The 16,969-nt window shown below is 68.6% G+C and carries 19 protein-coding genes and 2 pseudogenes; 9 read left to right on the forward strand and 12 right to left on the reverse strand.

Translation table 11 applies throughout. The features are described from left to right. Positions 1–44: 44 nt before the first annotated feature. Genes AX737_RS18695 through aspS form a run of 4 tightly spaced genes read right to left on the reverse strand, consistent with a single transcriptional unit; the run spans position 45 to position 3,554 of the window. Positions 45–566, reverse strand: a complete 522-nt coding sequence (locus AX737_RS18695; RefSeq protein WP_066924038.1) for a Fic family protein — start codon at positions 564–566, stop codon at positions 45–47. A 4-nt stretch (positions 567–570) separates the two neighbouring features. After that, complete coding sequence (locus AX737_RS18700; RefSeq protein ID WP_066924041.1) at positions 571–792, reverse strand: hypothetical protein; 222 nt, start codon at positions 790–792, stop codon at positions 571–573. Between the two features lie 31 nt (positions 793–823). Next, complete coding sequence (locus tag AX737_RS18705) at positions 824–1,690, reverse strand: glycosyltransferase family 2 protein (protein WP_156453830.1); 867 nt, start codon at positions 1,688–1,690, stop codon at positions 824–826. A gap of 52 nt (positions 1,691–1,742) precedes the next feature. Further along, positions 1,743–3,554: an aspartate--tRNA ligase gene (aspS, locus tag AX737_RS18710; RefSeq protein ID WP_066924045.1), complete on the reverse strand. Its 1,812-nt coding sequence runs from the start codon at positions 3,552–3,554 to the stop codon at positions 1,743–1,745. A 119-nt stretch (positions 3,555–3,673) separates the two neighbouring features. On the opposite strand from aspS, the gene AX737_RS18715 reads away from it, so the two are divergent. The 3 genes from AX737_RS18715 to AX737_RS18725 all read left to right on the forward strand — a co-directional run bounded on the left by AX737_RS18715 (position 3,674) and on the right by AX737_RS18725 (position 5,707). Continuing rightward, positions 3,674–4,084: a hypothetical protein gene (locus AX737_RS18715; protein WP_066924101.1), complete on the forward strand. Its 411-nt coding sequence runs from the start codon at positions 3,674–3,676 to the stop codon at positions 4,082–4,084. 77 nt (positions 4,085–4,161) lie between these two features. Next, positions 4,162–5,313 (forward strand): ribonuclease D, encoded by a 1,152-nt coding sequence (gene rnd, locus AX737_RS18720; protein ID WP_066924047.1) that lies wholly within the window; start codon positions 4,162–4,164, stop codon positions 5,311–5,313. A gap of 106 nt (positions 5,314–5,419) precedes the next feature. Further along, on the forward strand, positions 5,420–5,707 hold the full coding sequence (locus AX737_RS18725) for a hypothetical protein (protein ID WP_066924049.1): 288 nt from the start codon (positions 5,420–5,422) through the stop codon (positions 5,705–5,707). 8 nt (positions 5,708–5,715) lie between these two features. Here AX737_RS18725 and AX737_RS18730 read toward each other — a convergent pair whose 3' ends face one another. Next, positions 5,716–6,132, reverse strand: coding sequence for an EVE domain-containing protein (locus tag AX737_RS18730; protein WP_066924051.1), 417 nt, complete (start codon positions 6,130–6,132; stop codon positions 5,716–5,718). A 148-nt stretch (positions 6,133–6,280) separates the two neighbouring features. Here AX737_RS18730 and AX737_RS18735 point away from each other — a divergent pair, with 148 nt between their 5' ends. After that, positions 6,281–7,027 (forward strand): RNA methyltransferase, encoded by a 747-nt coding sequence (locus AX737_RS18735; RefSeq protein WP_066924053.1) that lies wholly within the window; start codon positions 6,281–6,283, stop codon positions 7,025–7,027. Positions 7,028–7,051: 24 nt separating this feature from the next. Here the strand turns inward: AX737_RS18735 and xoxJ are convergent, their stop codons facing one another. The 4 genes from xoxJ to AX737_RS18755 all read right to left on the reverse strand — a co-directional run bounded on the left by xoxJ (position 7,052) and on the right by AX737_RS18755 (position 12,639). Then, complete coding sequence (gene xoxJ / locus AX737_RS18740; RefSeq protein WP_066924055.1) at positions 7,052–7,915, reverse strand: rare earth element methanol dehydrogenase accessory protein XoxJ; 864 nt, start codon at positions 7,913–7,915, stop codon at positions 7,052–7,054. Beyond that, positions 7,915–8,529: a c-type cytochrome, methanol metabolism-related gene (locus tag AX737_RS18745; RefSeq protein ID WP_066924057.1), complete on the reverse strand. Its 615-nt coding sequence runs from the start codon at positions 8,527–8,529 to the stop codon at positions 7,915–7,917. Before AX737_RS18745 ends, xoxJ begins: the two co-directional genes overlap by 1 nt. Before the next feature lie 136 nt (positions 8,530–8,665). Then, positions 8,666–10,471 carry a lanthanide-dependent methanol dehydrogenase XoxF1 gene (xoxF1, locus tag AX737_RS18750; protein ID WP_066924059.1) on the reverse strand — a complete coding sequence of 602 codons (1,806 nt, stop codon included), beginning with the start codon at positions 10,469–10,471 and terminating at the stop codon, positions 8,666–8,668. 662 nt (positions 10,472–11,133) lie between these two features. Then, on the reverse strand, positions 11,134–12,639 hold the full coding sequence (locus AX737_RS18755) for a HAMP domain-containing sensor histidine kinase (RefSeq protein ID WP_066924061.1): 1,506 nt from the start codon (positions 12,637–12,639) through the stop codon (positions 11,134–11,136). Positions 12,640–12,865: 226 nt separating this feature from the next. On the opposite strand from AX737_RS18755, the gene AX737_RS18760 reads away from it, so the two are divergent. From AX737_RS18760 to AX737_RS36030, 4 genes and pseudogenes are all read left to right on the forward strand, one after another. Beyond that, positions 12,866–13,321: a (2Fe-2S)-binding protein gene (locus tag AX737_RS18760; protein WP_066924063.1), complete on the forward strand. Its 456-nt coding sequence runs from the start codon at positions 12,866–12,868 to the stop codon at positions 13,319–13,321. A gap of 21 nt (positions 13,322–13,342) precedes the next feature. After that, a pseudogene (locus AX737_RS33415) lies at positions 13,343–14,047 on the forward strand (molybdopterin cofactor-binding domain-containing protein); the annotation flags it as partial. Between the two features lie 24 nt (positions 14,048–14,071). Then, positions 14,072–14,560, forward strand: a complete 489-nt coding sequence (cynS, locus tag AX737_RS33420) for a cyanase (RefSeq protein WP_156453832.1) — start codon at positions 14,072–14,074, stop codon at positions 14,558–14,560. Positions 14,561–14,589: 29 nt separating this feature from the next. Then, positions 14,590–14,697 (forward strand): annotated as a pseudogene (locus AX737_RS36030) (peroxiredoxin); the annotation flags it as partial. Positions 14,698–15,298: 601 nt separating this feature from the next. On the opposite strand, the gene AX737_RS32225 reads toward AX737_RS36030, so the two are convergent. The 3 genes from AX737_RS32225 to AX737_RS18770 all read right to left on the reverse strand — a co-directional run bounded on the left by AX737_RS32225 (position 15,299) and on the right by AX737_RS18770 (position 16,432). Further along, positions 15,299–15,667, reverse strand: coding sequence for a hypothetical protein (locus tag AX737_RS32225; RefSeq protein ID WP_082773134.1), 369 nt, complete (start codon positions 15,665–15,667; stop codon positions 15,299–15,301). Positions 15,668–15,808: 141 nt separating this feature from the next. Then, positions 15,809–16,132, reverse strand: coding sequence for a hypothetical protein (locus AX737_RS33425; RefSeq protein ID WP_156453826.1), 324 nt, complete (start codon positions 16,130–16,132; stop codon positions 15,809–15,811). A gap of 51 nt (positions 16,133–16,183) precedes the next feature. Next, positions 16,184–16,432, reverse strand: coding sequence for a DUF6522 family protein (locus tag AX737_RS18770; protein WP_066924067.1), 249 nt, complete (start codon positions 16,430–16,432; stop codon positions 16,184–16,186). Between the two features lie 322 nt (positions 16,433–16,754). Here AX737_RS18770 and AX737_RS18775 point away from each other — a divergent pair, with 322 nt between their 5' ends. Beyond that, on the forward strand, positions 16,755–16,952 hold the full coding sequence (locus tag AX737_RS18775) for a hypothetical protein (RefSeq protein WP_066924069.1): 198 nt from the start codon (positions 16,755–16,757) through the stop codon (positions 16,950–16,952). Positions 16,953–16,969: the final 17 nt, after the last annotated feature.

Below are 16,969 nucleotides of genomic sequence, written 5' to 3' on the forward strand. Positions count from 1 at the left end.
GTGGTAGGGAGCAGCTCATACGATCATGTCCGACAGCTGTTCCGTCAGCGGCCGTTCATCGCCGACAGGAAGGTCTGAGGATCAAGCCGCGCGAGATCCAGCGGGTGCCCGGCCTGACCCGCCAGGAGCGCCATGAAGGCGAGTTGTGCACGTCCATTGCCGTCGCGGAAGGCGTGGACCGCGTTCAACTCGGCCAGAAGATGGGCCGCGCCAGCGATAAACCCTATCCGATCAAATCCGCGCAGGTTGCCGGCCTGCCGGAGACCACTGAAGATCCGCTTCAATTCGGCGTCGATATGCTCAGGGTAGCAGAAGACGCTGCCGCCCTTTCCGATGCGCACGGTGCGCGAACGGCCTGCCCAGGCATAGACGTCTTGGAAGATGTGCCGGTGGACGGCGCGAAAGTGGCGCTCGCCCCAGCGCCCGGCTGGCATCGGCTCAAGGAAGCGGTTGGCGGTCGCAACAGCCTCGAACCGGTCCAGCGCCACCTGATCGTTCAGGCCGGGACGGTTCCTGAGGACCGTCGAACCCGGATAGCAGTACGGATCGACGGCGACCGCATACATCCCGTCAGGTCGATCCGCGGCCGTACTTGTCCGCAATGGAAGACGCGCGCTGCTCCGGCGTGAGACCGCGGCGCTCCAGGGAGGCAAGGTCTCGCCGCATCTCGTCCGTGAGGTGAATGCCCTCGACGGCGCTGATCTTCTCGAACACGGCGAGGCCCAGCACGAGGCCGCTCTTCCGTTTGCCCGTTCCGGTCCGGACGGGCTTGGCATCGCGATCGTCACGCATGGTTCAATCCTATCGCGGGCTCGGCCGCATGTCAGCGCAAACCCTCGCGCCGCAACGCACTTCGCCCCCGCAGCGCCGCAAGCGCGCCCGCCGCCGCGCCGCCGTAGCGCTCCCAGCCGGCGCGGCGCAGGACGAGGAGGGAGAGCGCAGCCTTCAGGCCGTTCACGAGCAGCGTGCTCCGGCTCGGATCCGGCAGGCCGTACTTGCGGGCGACGTAGGCCCGCGACCACGCGATGTGCCAGCGGGCCCGAAAAACCCGGCCGGGCTCGGGCGCCGAGGAGCGCCCGCGGCCGTGCAGCGCCTCCGCCCCGTGGACGTGGACGAGCGCGCGGCCCGCATCGGCCATCCGGCGGCAGAGGTCGTCGTCCTCGTAGAACAGGAAGATCGCCTCGTCGAAGCCGCCGAGGTCGAGGAACAGGGCGCGCTCCACCATCAGGCAGGCACCCGACAGGAAGGGCGCGCAGGCATCGCCCTCCGGCGGGTCGCGGCGGCCCTGCGGGTTCTGCAGGTAGGGCGCCAGGAAGGACTGCGCCTGGAAGAAGAAGCGCCCGTCCGGCTCCACGATGCGCGGCGCGTAGAGCCCGGCATCCGGGTAGGCTTGCGCGCCCGCGCGAAGCGCCGCCACGGCGCCCGGCCGGAGGATCAGGTCGGGGTTGACGAAGAGGACACGGGCCGCGTCCGCCGCGCGGACGCCGATGTTGTTGGCCCGGCCGTAGCCCTCGTTGCGGGGGTTGCGGATGACGCGGGCGCCGAGCCGCTCGGCGAGATCGGCCGAGCCGTCGCGGCTGGCATTGTCCACCACGAGTGCCGGCACGCCCTCGGCGCGGAGCGCCGCGAGGCAGTCGGGCAGGGCGTGGGCGCTGTCGTGGGCGACGACGATGGCGACGAGGTCTTGCACAGGAACCACCGCGTCTCCCTCCCCCGCAGAGGGGGGAGGGTTGGCGTTGCGCCTACTTCTTCTCCGGCAGGTTCAGCCGGATGTGCAGCTCGCGCAGCTGCTTCGGCGTCGCCTCGGAGGGGGCGCTCATCATCAGGTCCTCGGCGCGCTGGTTCATCGGGAACAGCACCACCTCGCGGATGTTCGGCTCGTTGCAGAGCAGCATCACGATGCGGTCCACACCCGGCGCGATGCCGCCGTGCGGCGGGGCGCCGAGGCGCAGCGCGTTCAGCATGCCGCCGAACTTCGCCTCCAGCACATCCCGACCGTAGCCCGCGAGCCCGAAGGCCTTCTCCATGATCTCCGGCTTGTGGTTCCGGATCGCGCCGGACGACAGCTCGATGCCGTTGCAGACGATGTCGTACTGGAAGGCCTTGATGCCGAGGATCGTCTCCGCATCCGCCTCGCCGAGCTTCAGGAAGGCCTCGTGGTCGAAGTTCGGCATCGAGAACGGGTTGTGCGAGAAGTCGATCTTCTTCTCGTCCTCGTTCCACTCGAACATCGGGAAGTCGGTGATCCAGCAGAAGGCGTACTGGTCCTTGTCGCAGAGGCCGAGATCGTCGCCGATGCGGATGCGGGCCTTGCCGGCGAGCCCGGCCGCCTTCGCCTCGGGGCCGGCCGCGAAGAACACCGCGTCGCCGGCCTTGGCGCCGGCCTTCTCGGCGATGCGGGCCTGGATCTCGGCCGGGATGAACTTGGCGATGGGCCCGCGGCCGGTGAGCGTGCCGCCCTCGTCCTCGAACACGATGTAGCCGAGGCCGGGCGCGCCCTCGGAACGGGCCCAGTCGTTCAGCTTGTCGAAGAAGGAGCGGGGCTGGGTGGCCGCGCCGGTCGCCGGGATGGCGCGCACCACGCCGCCCGACGCGATCACGCCCTTGAACGCCTTGAACGCGACCGCCTCCTCGGCGAACTCGTCGGTGACGTCGGCGATGATCAGGGGGTTGCGCAGGTCCGGCTTGTCGACGCCGTACTTCAGCATGGCGTCCGCGTAGGTGATGCGCGGGAACACGTCGGTGACGCGACGCCCTTCCGCGAACTCCTCGAACACGCCGCGCAGGACCGGCTCGACGGACTGGAACACGTCCTCCTGCGTGACGAAGCTCATCTCGATGTCGAGCTGGTAGAACTCGCCCGGGGAGCGGTCGGCGCGCGCGTCCTCGTCGCGGAAGCAGGGCGCGATCTGGAAGTAGCGGTCGAAGCCCGCGATCATCGTGAGCTGCTTGAACTGCTGCGGGGCCTGCGGCAGCGCGTAGAACTTTCCGGGGTGCAGGCGCGACGGCACGAGGAAGTCGCGCGCGCCCTCCGGGCTCGACGCCGTGAGGATCGGCGTCTGAAATTCAAAAAAACCACCGTCGCGCATGCGGCGGCGGAGCGCGTCGATGATCGCGCCGCGCTTCATGATGTTGGCGTGCAGCTTCTCGCGGCGCAGATCGAGGAAGCGGTAGCGCAGCCGCGTCTCCTCCGGGTACTCGACGTCGCCGAAGACCGGCATCGGCAGCTCGGCGGCCGCGCCCAACACCTCGAGGTCGTCGATGTAGACCTCGACCGCGCCGGTCGGCAGCTCGGCGTTCTCAGTGCCTGCGGGGCGTGTGCGGACACGGCCGTCGATGCGGATGACCCACTCGGAGCGAACCGCTTCCGCCGCCTTGAAGGCCTTGGAATCGGAATCCACCACGCACTGCGTCAGGCCGTAATGGTCGCGCAGGTCGATGAACAGCACGCCGCCATGATCGCGCACGCGGTGGCACCAGCCGGAGAGGCGGACGGTGCCGCCGACGTCGGACGGGCGGAGCGCCCCGCAGGTGTGGGTACGGTAACGGTGCATGGCAGGCTCTCGGGAACGAGGCCGGCACCATTCACGGGAGGCTCACCAAGTCAAGCGCGCGCGGCGTTTCCGGGGCCCGAAGACTACCGGAATCGGCGGGCGATCCCCATATGATCTCCATGAACGCGCACGTGTTTTCCGATTTTTCGGCGGCCCGGCCCGAGGCCGCCGCGCCGGCCTCCCCGGCCTGGCATCTCCTGCCGCTCGATGGCCGGTTCGAGCTGGTCTACGAGGACGGGCAGGGGGTGTGGAGCCGCCGCACGGTCGCGGCGCGCGAGCTGAAGCTCGGGCCCGGCCGCACGCTGCTCGGCGGCATCGATCCAGGCCGCGGCGGCTACCGCGGGTTCCGGGTCGATCGCATCCGCCGCCTCACCGACACCGCGACGGGCGAGCGGCTGGAGGGCGGCATCCTCGACTGGCTGATGGCCCGCGCCGAGGCGCAGCGGCGGGAGCAGGCCAGGCACCACCGTCGGCGGACGCGCGAGCAGACCCGTGCCCGCCGCGAGGCCGCGCTGGAACGCCTCGCCTGAGCCTCCGTACTCCGCCGGCTGGGGAGGGCCGGTTAGCGCCGCTCCCCAAGCCCGAAAACCTCCGGTATAGCCGTGGGATGGACCTGATCAGCACCACGGCGGCCCTCGAAGACGCCTGCACCCGGCTCGCCGCACAGCCCTTCGTGACCGTCGACACGGAGTTCATGCGCGAGACGACCTACTACCCCAAGCTCTGCCTGATCCAGATGGCGGGGCCGGACGGGACGGGCGTGCTGGTCGATCCGCTCGCCAAGGGCATCGACCTGCAACCCTTCATCGACCTGATGGCCGACGAGGGCGTGGTGAAGGTGTTCCACTCCGCCCGCCAGGATCTCGAGATCATCTGGCTGATGGGCGAGGTCCTGCCGCACCCGTTCTTCGACACGCAGGTCGCCGCGATGGTCTGCGGCTACGGCGACTCGGTCTCCTACGAGCAGCTCGTCAACGACGTGGCCAAGGCCAAGATCGACAAGTCCTCCCGCTTCACCGACTGGTCGCGCCGCCCGCTCTCCGACGCCCAGCTCGCCTACGCGCTCTCGGACGTGACGCACCTCGTCAAGGTCTACGAGAAGCTCGCGGGCGAGTTGCTGCGCACCGACCGCGGCGCCTGGCTCGACGAGGAGATGGGCGTGCTGATCTCGCCCGAGACCTACCGGGCCGACCCGGCGCTGGCGTGGCGCCGGCTCTCCGGCCGGATGCGCAAGCCCCGCGAGATCGCGGTGCTGATGGAGGTGGCGGCCTGGCGCGAGCGGGAGGCGCAGGCGCGCAACGTCCCGCGCGGGCGCATCCTCAAGGACGAGGCGGTGATCGACATCGCCACCGCGGGTCCCCGCAGCGTCGAGGCGCTCGGGCGCCTGCGCACGATCCCGGCGGGCTTCGAGCGCTCGCGCACCGGCACCGAGATCCTGGCGGCGGTCGAGCAGGGCTTCGCGCGCGACCTCTCCGAGATCCAGCTCCCCGAGCGGGCGCGCCGAAGCGGCGGCAACGGGGCCCTGGTCGAGCTCCTGAAGGTGCTCCTGAAGGCAGTGAGCGAGAACGAGGGCGTCGCGCCCAAGATCATCGCGACGGTGGACGACCTCGAGGCCGTGGCCGACGACGACGAGGCGCCGATCCCGCTGCTCCAGGGCTGGCGCCGCGCCCTGTTCGGCGAGAAGGCGCTGGCGCTCAAGCACGGCCGCCTCGCGCTCTCGGCGGAGGGCGGACGCATCGTGGTCCGCGCGCTCGATTAGGACAGGAGCGCCCGCTCTGTAGCGGGGGATGGCGTGACAGGGGGCAGGCACGGGATTAAATGGCAACGGGATTGCCGCTTCATCCCGCCCTCCCGCGTCGCGTCCCATGGCCGAACCGAACGAAGTCCTGAAGACGCTGACGGGGCTCGGCCATGTCTCCGCGGAGGGCTGCGTTCCGGTGCGCGTGCGCTACCGGCTGCTGTTCGAGCGGCGCGGGGACGAGCTCATCGCCCACGGAACACTCAAGGGCCGCCATGCCGGCCTGCGCCCGATCTGGCTGGAGCCCGACGCGCAGCTGCGCCTGCGCAACGGAAGGCGGCTCGCCATCGCGGTGACCGACCTCGTCGGCGACGAGGCGGAGTTCGAGAGCACCGGCCCGGTCGGCGAGCTGTAGCCCCGGCCTCAAGCGAGCCCGCCCATCCGGCGGACCAGCGCCCATTCCGCCTCGGTCACCGGCTGCACCGACAGGCGCGAATTGTTGACCAGCACCATGTCCTTCAGGGCGCTCTCGGCCTTGATGGCGTCGAGCGTCACCGGGCGTGGCAGCGCCTCGACCGCGCGCACGTCGACCATGCCGAAGCGGCCGCTCTCGTCGGTGTGGTCCGGGTAGTAGGGCCGGATCACCTCCACGATGCCAACCACCGCCTTGCCCTCGTTCGAGTGGTAGAAGAAGCCCTGCTCGCCGACCTGCATCGCCATGAGCTGCTTCTTGGCGAGGTGGTTGCGCACCCCGTTCCAGAAGGTGCCGGCCGCGCCCGCCGCGACCTGCTGGTCCCACGACCAGGTGGAGGGCTCGGATTTGAACAGCCAGCGCGCCATCGTGTGCCTTCCCCGCCGGCCTCCTGCGGCCGCGCGGAGGATCCCTTAGGCCGGGCGGCGCCCACGCGCATCACCCGTGCCCCATCTTCCCGCTGGGTCCCGCGCGGTTTGGTTGCTAGGGAGGCGCGGTCCCCATCGCCGGTCCGCCATGAAGAGCCTCGAGATCCCACCGGGCGTCGCCCCCGCCATCATCCTCGTCGAGCCGCAGCTCGCCGAGAACATCGGCATGACGGCCCGCGCCATGGCGAATTTCGGCCTCACGGAACTGCGCCTCGTCAATCCGAAGAACGGCTGGCCCAAGAAGGGCGTGCGCGAGGCGGCCTCGGGCGCGACGCACGTCCTCGACGCCGCGACCGTCCACGCCAGCGTCCCGGAAGCGATCGCCGACCTCCACCACGTGCTCGCCACCACGGCGCGCGAGCGCGGGCAGATGAAGCGCGTCTACGGCCCCGAGGAGGCGATGGAGGCGGTCTGCGCCCGCGCGGGCCAGCGCGTCGGCGTGCTGTTCGGGCGCGAGCGCGTCGGGCTCACCAACGATGAGGTCTCGTACGCCGACGCGATCGTGACCTTTCCGGTCTCGCCGGACTTCCCCTCGCTCAACCTCGCGCAGGGGGTGCTGCTGACGGCCTATGCGTGGCGGCGCGCCAGCGGCCGGGCGCGACTCCCCTTCTCGGGCGAGATGCTCTCGCCCCCCGCGACGCGGGAGGCCCTGCTCTCGCTGTTCGGCAGCCTGGAGGCGGCGCTCGACGGCGCCGGCTTCTACCCGCCCGAGAAGCGCGAGATCATCGCCCGCAACATGCGCGACATGCTCCACCGCATGGCAATGACCGAGCAGGACGTGCGCACGGTGCGCGGAGCGCTGAAGGCCCTGACGCGAGGCCGCGGGGAAGGTTAGGCCCCCGGGGAGGAGACTCCCTGCCTACGGCTTGCCCGGCTCCAGCAGCCGGTTGTCGTTCTCGTCGAGCAGCGGCACGTCGAACTCCCGCAGCACGCGCTCGATGTCGTCGCGGCGCTTGCGCAGGATCGTGTTGAGCTGGCGCTTCCAGTCGTCCTCGCCGAGCCGCACGCCCATGCCGATCCGGTAGGTCATGGCGGGGCGGTCGGGCTCCTTGAGGAGGGGCACCACGTCGAGGGGCTTGCCCGTGCGCGCCGCCGCCTGCTTGGCGAGCCAGCCCGCGGCCGGACCCCAGATCACCGCGGCGTCGATCGCGCCATCGGCGAGGTCGGAGATCACCTCGGCCGAGACCGTCTGGTGCGGGCGGGCGGGGTCGAGCTGGTAGGGCGCGTAGGCCTTCATCCCGGAGATCAGGCCGAGATCGCCCATCCGGTTGACCGGCGGCGTGCCGGCGATCACGCCGATGCGCTTGCCCTTGAGGCGGGCATCGTCGAGCCCGGTCACGTCGGTGAACTCGCCGCGGCGCGTCACCAGCGTGTAGGCGGAGCGGTAGTAGGGATTGGTGCTCTGGACGAGCTCGCTGCCGAACGCGGAGCCGATGATGAGGTCGCACAGGCCGGTGCCCAGCGTGTTGCGCACGAAGCCCGGCCCCTGCGTCAGCCAGTAGTACCGGACCTTGACCTTCAGTTCGTCCGCGACGATCGCCGCGATCCGGTTCTCGAACCCGTCCTCCTTGCGCTGGGAGAACGGCATGTTGCCCGGGTCGCCGCAAACGCGCAGCGTGTCGGTGGTGACGAGGTCGGGCAGGTGCTGCGCCGGAGCCTCGCGCGCTCCTGCCAGAAGCAGGAGCGCGCAGGCGGCAGCCGTGGCGGTCGCGCGGGGCGTCATCAGCCGCCCAGGCACTCCTTCTCGGCCTTCTTGGCGGCCTCGGGCTTGTCCTCCTTGTCGCTCGGACGGACGCGGCCCATGGCGCCCGCGGCGCGCGCCTTCAGGTAGACGTAGAGGTCGTCGGCGTAGCACATGACGTTCTTGTTGTCGCCGAAGGCCGGCATCACGCTCTCGCCGCCGCCCGCGGTGTGGTTCTGGCGGCCGCCGGCGATGATGCCGATGAACTCCTCGTAGGACAGGCGCTTCAGCGAATCCTTGAGGGCGGGCGCGTAGGTCGAGCCCATGCCGTCCGGGCCGTGGCAGACGTGGCACTCGGCGTGATAGCGGCGGTAGCCCGAATAGGCGTACCAGTCGAACTTCTTGCCCTCGTTGGTGACGTGGAAGGTCGGGTGACCTTCGGCGTCGAAGTACTTGCCGTCCTCGACCTTCACGGCCGCGTCGCGCTTGAGGAGCTTCTCGTCCTGCTCGGCGGTCTTGTCGTTCGGGTTGAGCGAGTTGGCGAGGGCGGGATCGGCAGGCTTGGCATCCTCAGCATGTACGGCAACCACGTTGACGGTTGCTAGGGCGAGGGCAGCCACGAGCGGCCGCGTGACGAACGTGCTGAGGTGGTTCAACGGATGTTTCTCCCTGGACCTTTGGCCGTGCCATTCCACCGTTCGGGGCCGGCCTTCTTGAGGAACAGTCTAATCATAAGAGTACCGGCGCGGAAGCCCGCGCCGGTACCCATTCACCCCTGAGACCCGCGACCGATTAGTTCGGCAGCGCGAACACGGTCAGCTGACCGCCGAGGTTGGTGTAGTTCGACAGGGCCGCGTAGCCGCCGACCGCGCCGAGACCGGCATTCGGGTCGGTCAGGCCGGCCGCGAGGCCGATGCCGGCCCAGCCGCCGACGCCCGAGAGGACGCCCACGTACTGCTTGCCCTTGTGCTGGTAGGTCATCACGTTGCCGATGATGCCCGACGGGGTCTTGAACTTGTACAGCTCCTTGCCCGTCTTCGAGTCGACCGCCTTCAGGTAGCCCTCGAGGGTACCGTAGAAGACCACGTCGCCGGCGGTGGCAAGAGCGCCCGACCACACCGAGAACTGCTCGGCGTTCGACCACTTGATCTTACCGTTGACGCCGTCCCAGGCGATGAAGTTACCCATGCCGCCGTGCGAGCCGGGGGCGGGGTACATCGACAGGGTCGCACCGACGTAGGGCTGGCCCGGGGTGTAGCTCACCCGGAACGGCTCGTAGTCCATGCAGACGTGGTTGGTGGGCACGTAGAACAGGTTGGTCTTGGGCGAGTAGGCCGCCGGCTGCTGGTCCTTGGTGCCGAGCGCCGCCGGGCAGATGCCCTTCGAGTTCACGTCCTCGCCGTTCTGCTCGGTCGAGTACTTCGACACGACCAGCGGACGGCCGTAGGTCTTCGAACCCTTGTCCATGTCGACCTTGGTGGCCCAGTTCACCACCGGATCGAACTTCTCGGCGACGAGGAGTTCGCCGGTCGCGCGGTCCAGGGTGTAGCCGAAGCCGTTGCGGTCGAAGTGGGTCAGCAGCGGACGATCCTTGCCGTCGACCTTCTGGTCGGTAAGGATCATCTCGTTGATGCCGTCGAAGTCCCACTCGTCGTGCGGGGTCATCTGGTAGACCCACTTGGTCATGCCGGTGTCCGGGTTACGCGCCCAGATCGTCATGGACCACTTGTTGTCGCCCGGACGCTGCTTCGGGTTCCAGGTCGAGGGGTTGCCCGAGCCGTAATAGACCAGGTCGAGCTTCGGGTCGTACGAGAACCAGCCCCAGGTGCAGCCGCCGCCGGTCTTCCACTGATCGCCTTCCCAGGTCTTCAGCGAGGAGTCCTTGCCGATCGGCTTGCCGAGCGAGGTGGTCTTCTCCGGGTCGACGAGCAGCTGATCGTCCGGACCCATCGAGTAGCCGCGCCACACCTTCTTGCCCGACTTCAGGTCGTAGGCGGTGACGTGGCACTGCACGCCGAACTCGCCGCCCGAGATGCCGACGATAACCTTGTCCTTGACCGGCAGGACGGTCGCGGTGTTGGTCTCGCCCTTCTTCGGGTCGCCGTTCACGACCGACCAGTTGACCTTGCCGGTCTTGGCGTCGAGCGACACGACCGTGGTGTCGGCCTGGTGCAGGATGATGGTGCCGTCGGCGTAGGCCAGACCACGGTTCACCGTGTCGCAGCACATCACCGGGATCACGGACGGATCCTGCTTGGGCTCGTACTTCCAGACGATCTTGGCCTCGTTGTCGAGGTCGAGCGCGTAGACGATGTTCGGGAAGGGGGTGTGGACGTACATCATGTTGCCGACGACGAGGGGCGAGCCCTCGTGGCCGCGCAGCACGCCGGTCGAGAAGGTCCAGGCGACCTGGAGGTTCTTCACGTTCGAGGCGTTGATCTGGTCGAGCTTGGAATAGCGCGTGTTGGCGTAGTCGACCGTCTGAAGCACCTGCTCCGCCGGGTTGGCGATGCCCTTCATGACGCTGTCATTGGCCAGGGCCGGGGCAGCGAACGCCGCGACGCCTGCACCGAGGGCGAGAAGATGAACCGCTCTCATGGATTCCTCCGACAAGTCTTTGAGGCCCTGGCCACGGGTGTTCAGCCCGCGACGGCGAGACCTGACCTGCTGTTTGCGACAGGGATACCATTACGCCTCGGTAGCGGGTCGCTCTCACGGTGCCGAACGAGCACCGAACCAGAGCCGGCCATCCCTTCGGCCAGCCCCTCGAAACCGAAGCTTGAACGAACTCTAAGAGAAATTTGAGCGCCGTCAATCCGTCTTGCCGCTTCTACCCGCGACAGGGCAGCGCAGATCCCCAGTCCAGCTCGCGCCACGCCAAATGCTGCCACGCACAAACTCTTTGTGCATCGCAGCATGGCAACTCATCCGGCCGACGTTCCGTGCCCTGTTCTGGGCCTGTTCATGCGTATTACGCAAAACCACTCGCCGCGGCCGCGCCACGCATGCACCGGGAGCGGGCGGAACCGCTTTTGCAGCGCCGAACACTGTCCTGCCGCCGATGCGGGGCGGGGCATTCTGTAAGGCTTCCGGGCTTCGATCGCGAGCCGGCACGAGAATGCCCGCGGATGCCGGATCCTCCCGAATCTCCACCCTCCTCGGGCCGGCGAATGCGCGCCCGAGCGCATCCGGCGGGTGTCCGCACGGGCCGGGCGACGACCGGGCGAGGATCAGGCCCGCTCAGGACCACTCAGGCCCGCTCAGGCCGCGCGCGCGGCCGGCACGGCCACCGCCGTGAGCGTGTCCATCACCCGGCTCGCCGGCAGGGTGACGATGACCTCTGTCCCCTCGCGCGGGCGGGACCTGAGGGTGAAGTTGCCTCCGTGCAGGTCCACGAGCCCCTTCACGATCGGCAGGCCGAGTCCCGACCCCTGCTCGGCGGTCTTGATCGCCATCGAGCCGCGGCCGAACGAGGACATCACGGTGTCGATCTCGTCCTCCGGGATGCCGGGCCCGCTGTCCTTGACCGCGACGTACTGTCCGCCGGAGCTGGTCCAGCCGACCTTGATGGTGATCTCGCCGCCCGGCGGCGTGAACTTCACGGCGTTCGACAGGAGGTTGAGCACGATCTGGCGCAGCGCCCGCTCGTCGGCCCAGATCCGCGGCAGCGAGGCGTCGATGAACTCGGCGAAGGCCTGGTTCTTGGCCTTGGCCTTCAGGCCCATCATGTGGCGGCACTCCTCGACCACGTGGGCGAGCTGCACCGCCTCCTCGTTCATCTCGTAGCGGCCCGCCTCGATGCGGGAGAGGTCGAGGATCTCGTTGATGAGGTTGAGGAGGTGCATCCCGCTGTCATGGATGTCGGTGGAGTACTCCCGGTAGCTCGGGGCGGCGTGCGCGCCGAAGACCTCGTTCTTCATCACCTCCGAGAAGCCGAGGATCGCGTTGAGCGGCGTGCGCAGCTCGTGGCTCATCGTGGCGAGGAAGCGGGACTTGGCGAGGTTCGCCTCCTCGGCGCGCCGCCGCGCCTCGTCGGAATTGGCCTTGGCCTGCTCCAGCTCGCCGAACACCGCGTCCTTCTCCGCCCGCGACTGGAGCGCGCCCACCGTCGAGGTGTAGAGGCGGCGCGCGAGCCCGAGGAAGAAGATCTGCGAGCCGCAGGCCATCGCCACGAGGAGCAGCGCGTCGGTCTCGCGCGAGAAGGCGAGCAGCGCCAGCGCCCCGGCGATCAGCGGCGCGAGCGCGGCCACCGCCGCGGCGGGCACGGTGGCGGCGAGCATGGTGGCGACCGCCGAGGCGATGACGAGACCGAACAGGCCGAAGGTCCAGCCGCTGGTGGCCCCGAGCCCGACCATCGCCGCCCAGGCGAGGCTCTGCAGCGCCTCCCCGATGACGAAGCGGCGGCGCCAGCGCGGCAGCGCGATCGCCTGCGGGTCCGTCCGCAGGAAGCGCAGGCTCATCGCGGTGTTGAGCGTGACCAGCAGGATGACGCCGACGGCCCAGACCACCGGGATCAGCGGCCCGGTCCAGAAGCTCGCGGCGACCGCCAGCACGATGGCGAAGAGGCCGAGCGGGATCCCCGCGCCTGTGCGGTACTGGGCGTAGTGACGCAGGAGTTCGTAGTCGAAGGCGCGCTCGAGTCCGGTCTGCGAGGTGAGACGCTCGCGCGCCGAGCGCATGTCCCGGGCGATGCCCCGCCGCCGCGCCACCTCCTCCGTCGAGGGACCGCGCCCGCGCTGCACCATCTCGACGGTCAGGTCGGACATCGAACCCTTGAACGCTGCGCAGGAGAAGGCCGCGGCCCGTTCCCGGCCGCCTGCGCCAGAATGGGTCGGATGTGTTAAGAACGGCCTGCCGCGACCCCTCGGATTGTCCGCAACCCGCGCATCGGCGATTCACGCGGAGGTTGCGTGCTCCGGCGCACATGCATGGGATGCGGAGCGGATTAACGCTCACCCGGTTGTAGGGTCCGCGATCCAGGGGAGGGTTCGGATGGTCAAGCTCACCGTCAACGGCACGACGCACGAGGTCGAGGCCGATCCCGACATGCCGCTCCTCTGGGTGCTGCGCGACCGCCTCGACAAGACGGGCACCAAGTACGGCTGCGGCATCGCCCAGTGCGGCGCCTGCACGGTCCACCTCGACGGGCAGCCGGCCCGCGCCTGCCAGACCCGGATCGGGGACGTGGGCGACGCGCAGATCACCACGATCGAGGGCGTCTCGGGCCGCGTGGCCGAGGCGGTGCAGGGCGCGTGGCGCAAGCTCGACGTCGTGCAGTGCGGCTACTGCCAGTCGGGCCAGATCATGTCGGCGATCGGTCTGCTCGCCGGCAACCCGAAGCCGACCGACGCCGACATCGACGGCGCCATGGACGGCAACATCTGCCGCTGCGGCACCTACCAGCGCATCCGGGCGGCGATCCACGAAGCCGCCCGCTCCCTCGCCTGACGTCCTGACCGGAGCACCCCCATGCTGAAGATCCGTCAGCCGACGACCCAATCCTCGCCGCGCGCGAGCCGCCGCGGCTTCCTCACCGGCGCGGCGGCCGCTGCCGGCGCCATCGTGATCGGCTTCCGCCTCGATCTCGGCAAGGCGCGCGCCGCGGGCGCCGACCTTGCCGCCGTGAAGGCGCAGCCCAACGCCTTCGTGCGGATCGGGGCCGACGACACCGTGACGGTCATCGTCAAGCACCTCGACATGGGCCAGGGCAACACCACGGGCCTCGCCACGATCCTGGCCGACGAGCTCGACGCCGACTGGGCGACGGTCCGCACCGAGTTCGCGCCCGCCGACGCCGCGCTCTACAACAACCTGCTGATGGGCCCGATCCAGGGCACCGGCGGCTCGACCGCGGTGGCCAATTCCTGGATGCAGTTGCGCAAGGCGGGTGCCGCCGCCCGCGAGATGCTGGTGGCCGCCGCCGCCTTCGCCTGGAAGGTGCCGGTGGCCGAGATCACCGTCGAGAACGGCACGGTGCGCCACGCGGGCTCGAACCGGGAGGCCCGCTTCGGGGAACTCGCGGCGTCCGCCGCCTCGCTGCCCGTGCCGCAGGAGCCGCGCCTGAAGGACCCGGGCCAGTGGCGGCTCATCGGCCAGCGCGTGCCGCGCCTCGACTCGAAGATGAAGACCGACGGCAGCGCGGTCTACGCCCTCGACACGCGCCGCCCCGCCGAGGCCGGCCCCATCCGGAGAGACCCGATGAAGCGCGAAGACCTGACCGAGAAGCTCCTCGACATCAAGCGGGAGAAGGGCTGGACCTGGCGGTACATCCAGGAGGAGATCGGCGGAATCTCACCGATCCTGATCACCGCCGCCTGCATGGGCCAGATGAAGCTGCCCAAGGCCCAGGCGAAGAAGGCGGCCGAGCTGTTCGGCCTCAGCCAGGCCGAGGAGCGGATGCTCAACGAGGCGCCCTATCGCGGCTCGATCCCGCAGATGCCGCCGACCGACCCACTGATCTACCGCTTCTACGAGCTGGTGATGGTCTACGGCACCACGTGGAAGGAGCTGATCCAGGAGGAGTTCGGCGACGGCATCATGTCGGCGATCGACTTCAACATGACCATGGAGCGCGAACCCAACAACAAGGGTGACCGCGTGAAGATGAACCTCTCCGGCAAGTTCCTCCCGTACAAGTACTACGGCAACGAGGAGGGGGTGCCCGAGTACGGCTTCAAGGAACCGTAGGACGGGACCGGCCGGCGCCGCCGAGCCGGCAGCGCTTCGGCGTCCGGGTGCCGTTCCCTATCGGCGAGGATTCGGCCATGAGCATCGCCCGCGCCTACGGCATGCTGCCGGCGGGTGCGGCGTCGAGCGCGAGGGTGTCTGCCTGCTCGGCGGCGCCACCTTGTTCGGGGTCGGCTGGGGCTCGCCGGGTTCTGCCCCAGCCCCGCCCTGGCCGGCCTGACCCTCGCCCTGTAGCAGGTCACACTGTTTGTGGCGGCGATGGCCGGGGGAATGCTGCTCCACCGGTTCGCCGGGAAGCAACCGGCGCATCCCTGATACGGAAAGATTTGCCCCGTGATGGGGCAGGCGCCTGCCCATCCTCCCAGGCGGTCGCCTTGTCGGCCCGTCGCAGCTTGGCCACCTCCCTCGCAAACCTTGAGCATGGCCGTCCAGCAGATCAGGGCGATATCCATCCCGTTGAGAGTTACGCCGCGCGGACACCGCACTCCGCCTAGAATCAGCGAAGCCTTCGACCATCCGGCGGCTGGGAAGGTTGCAGCTTTATGTCATTCGCCCATCGCTGGCCGACGAAGAATATGCGCGGGCCAGCGATGAGGACGGATGTGAGGCCGCCAATGGCCCTGCCGCTTCCTTACAATGGAAGAGTTACCTCCCGATCCCGGTCTCATAGCTCGACGCGAGCCGCAACTCCTCACGGTTCTCCGCACAGCCCCGCATCGCTGTGGCTTGCGTCGTCTTCTAAATACCGACGCTCGCCGCCCCGGCTTCCGCGGCTTCATGGACCGTAGCGCCGTTACGAAGAGCCTGAGCTATCGCCGCCGATACCATATCGATAGCGTTGGCGCGTTCTTCTCCGTGATCGTAGGCGTTGTTACCCTGGCTTCCGAGCCGCGCGTGGTAGCTGTCGGGATAGTTTTTGTTCATCCGCTCCTTCAGCAGGGCGGACGCGGCGTTGTAGTTCTGCTCGAAGCCACGACCTGGATAAGCGCCTCGACCCGGTGAGGCGCCGTTCTCCACGGCGTCCGCCATCTTACGGCTGGATTGCTCAGCTCGCGTTCCAGATAAAAGCCAGTTCAGCTTGGCCTTGAGCAGCGTGAGAAAGGACATTTGCGTACCGGTTCGGGCATCGTCAAAGGACGGCTTTCCAGTTTGGTAGCATGCCTCGAACTAGGCACGCTCATTCTTAACTGAAGACGGTTTCGTATCCGGCCTCGTCGGTAGCTGAGGCTGGAGCAGCGGCCGCCAAGTTCAGCGTTTGCTCTGACGTGCGGCAGGGATCCCCTTCCGTGCAGCCTCGCCGCCGCTCGGATCGAACGGTACGACCGGTCCACCGCAGCCGACGCACACGGATTTCGTCAGCCGCTCCGTGCGCTCTTGGCGGTTTCTGTCTGCGGCCTCTCGCTGGTCAGCCTCCAGCTTGAGCCGCTTCTTCACCCCGTCCGCCATAGGCGTTCTGGAAGCGGCGCCCTTGGTTGCGGATGTCACAGTCTCGGCCGATTTCGCCCCGTTTAGAAACGATCCGGCGACAAGCGTGCCGACCGTAAGAAGGACGAGGGCGATCGTCAGGCGCATGGGTTGGCATCCTGCGTTGCGGTATTGCTCAGTGGAAAAACTTCCGCCGGGTCAGTCGTTATCGGAGCGCTCGCTTATCAGCGTGCCCTTCGGACAGAAGACGCCTTGCCAGACAGCCTCACGGCTCTGGACCGTGATGCGGGAGCGGCCGGCATCGCTCTGACGGCCGCTCTCGACCCGGGTTCGAACAAGGCCAAGCCTCTGCTCTTCTAAGAGGCGCGGGAGCGAGATGCCCAGCTTGTCCGCGAGCTCACTGGGATCGACCAGCCACTCGCCGCGGGCATTGCAATCGAAGCGCATGGGGGAGACCCTCCATCAGCTCGGCAGCAGATGCGGGGCTGAGTGCGACCTTAACACACTTCCGGTTGCGGCCTACCGACCGGGACCGGACTTTCTCCAGCCAGAAGCGCTCGTCCGTCGATCGACCGCCTTTTGCGGATCAGGCTTATCGGCCACGAGACGCTTCACGCGCTCGTTGAAGTCCTCGGTCGAGACGGACGTCGCTCTGCCGTTGGTAGGGGTACGGGCCATCATGAGCCTCCGCATCGTTGCCCAGAGCACGGAATTGCGCGGGGGGTAATTCCGAGATGGCTACGCTCAGGCCCGATTACGAGGGCATTCGGTGTCCGCTCTGACCTTCACCGGCGACGGCCTGCTCGCCCGCTTCGCCAGCCAGCTCGCGGTGCTCGGAGCTAATGCCCCAATCGCCTTGTCCCGCGCCCTCAACCACATCGGCGTCAGCCCTCCTACCCAGGTCATCCGCAACCTGACGAAGCAAACCGGGCTCAAGCGCTCGGTGATCGTGAAGGGGTCAGGTTAATCGGGCGACGGCCGCAG

The organism is Methylobacterium sp. CCH5-D2, assembly GCF_001556475.1.
GTDB lineage: Bacteria > Pseudomonadota > Alphaproteobacteria > Rhizobiales > Beijerinckiaceae > Methylobacterium > Methylobacterium hispanicum.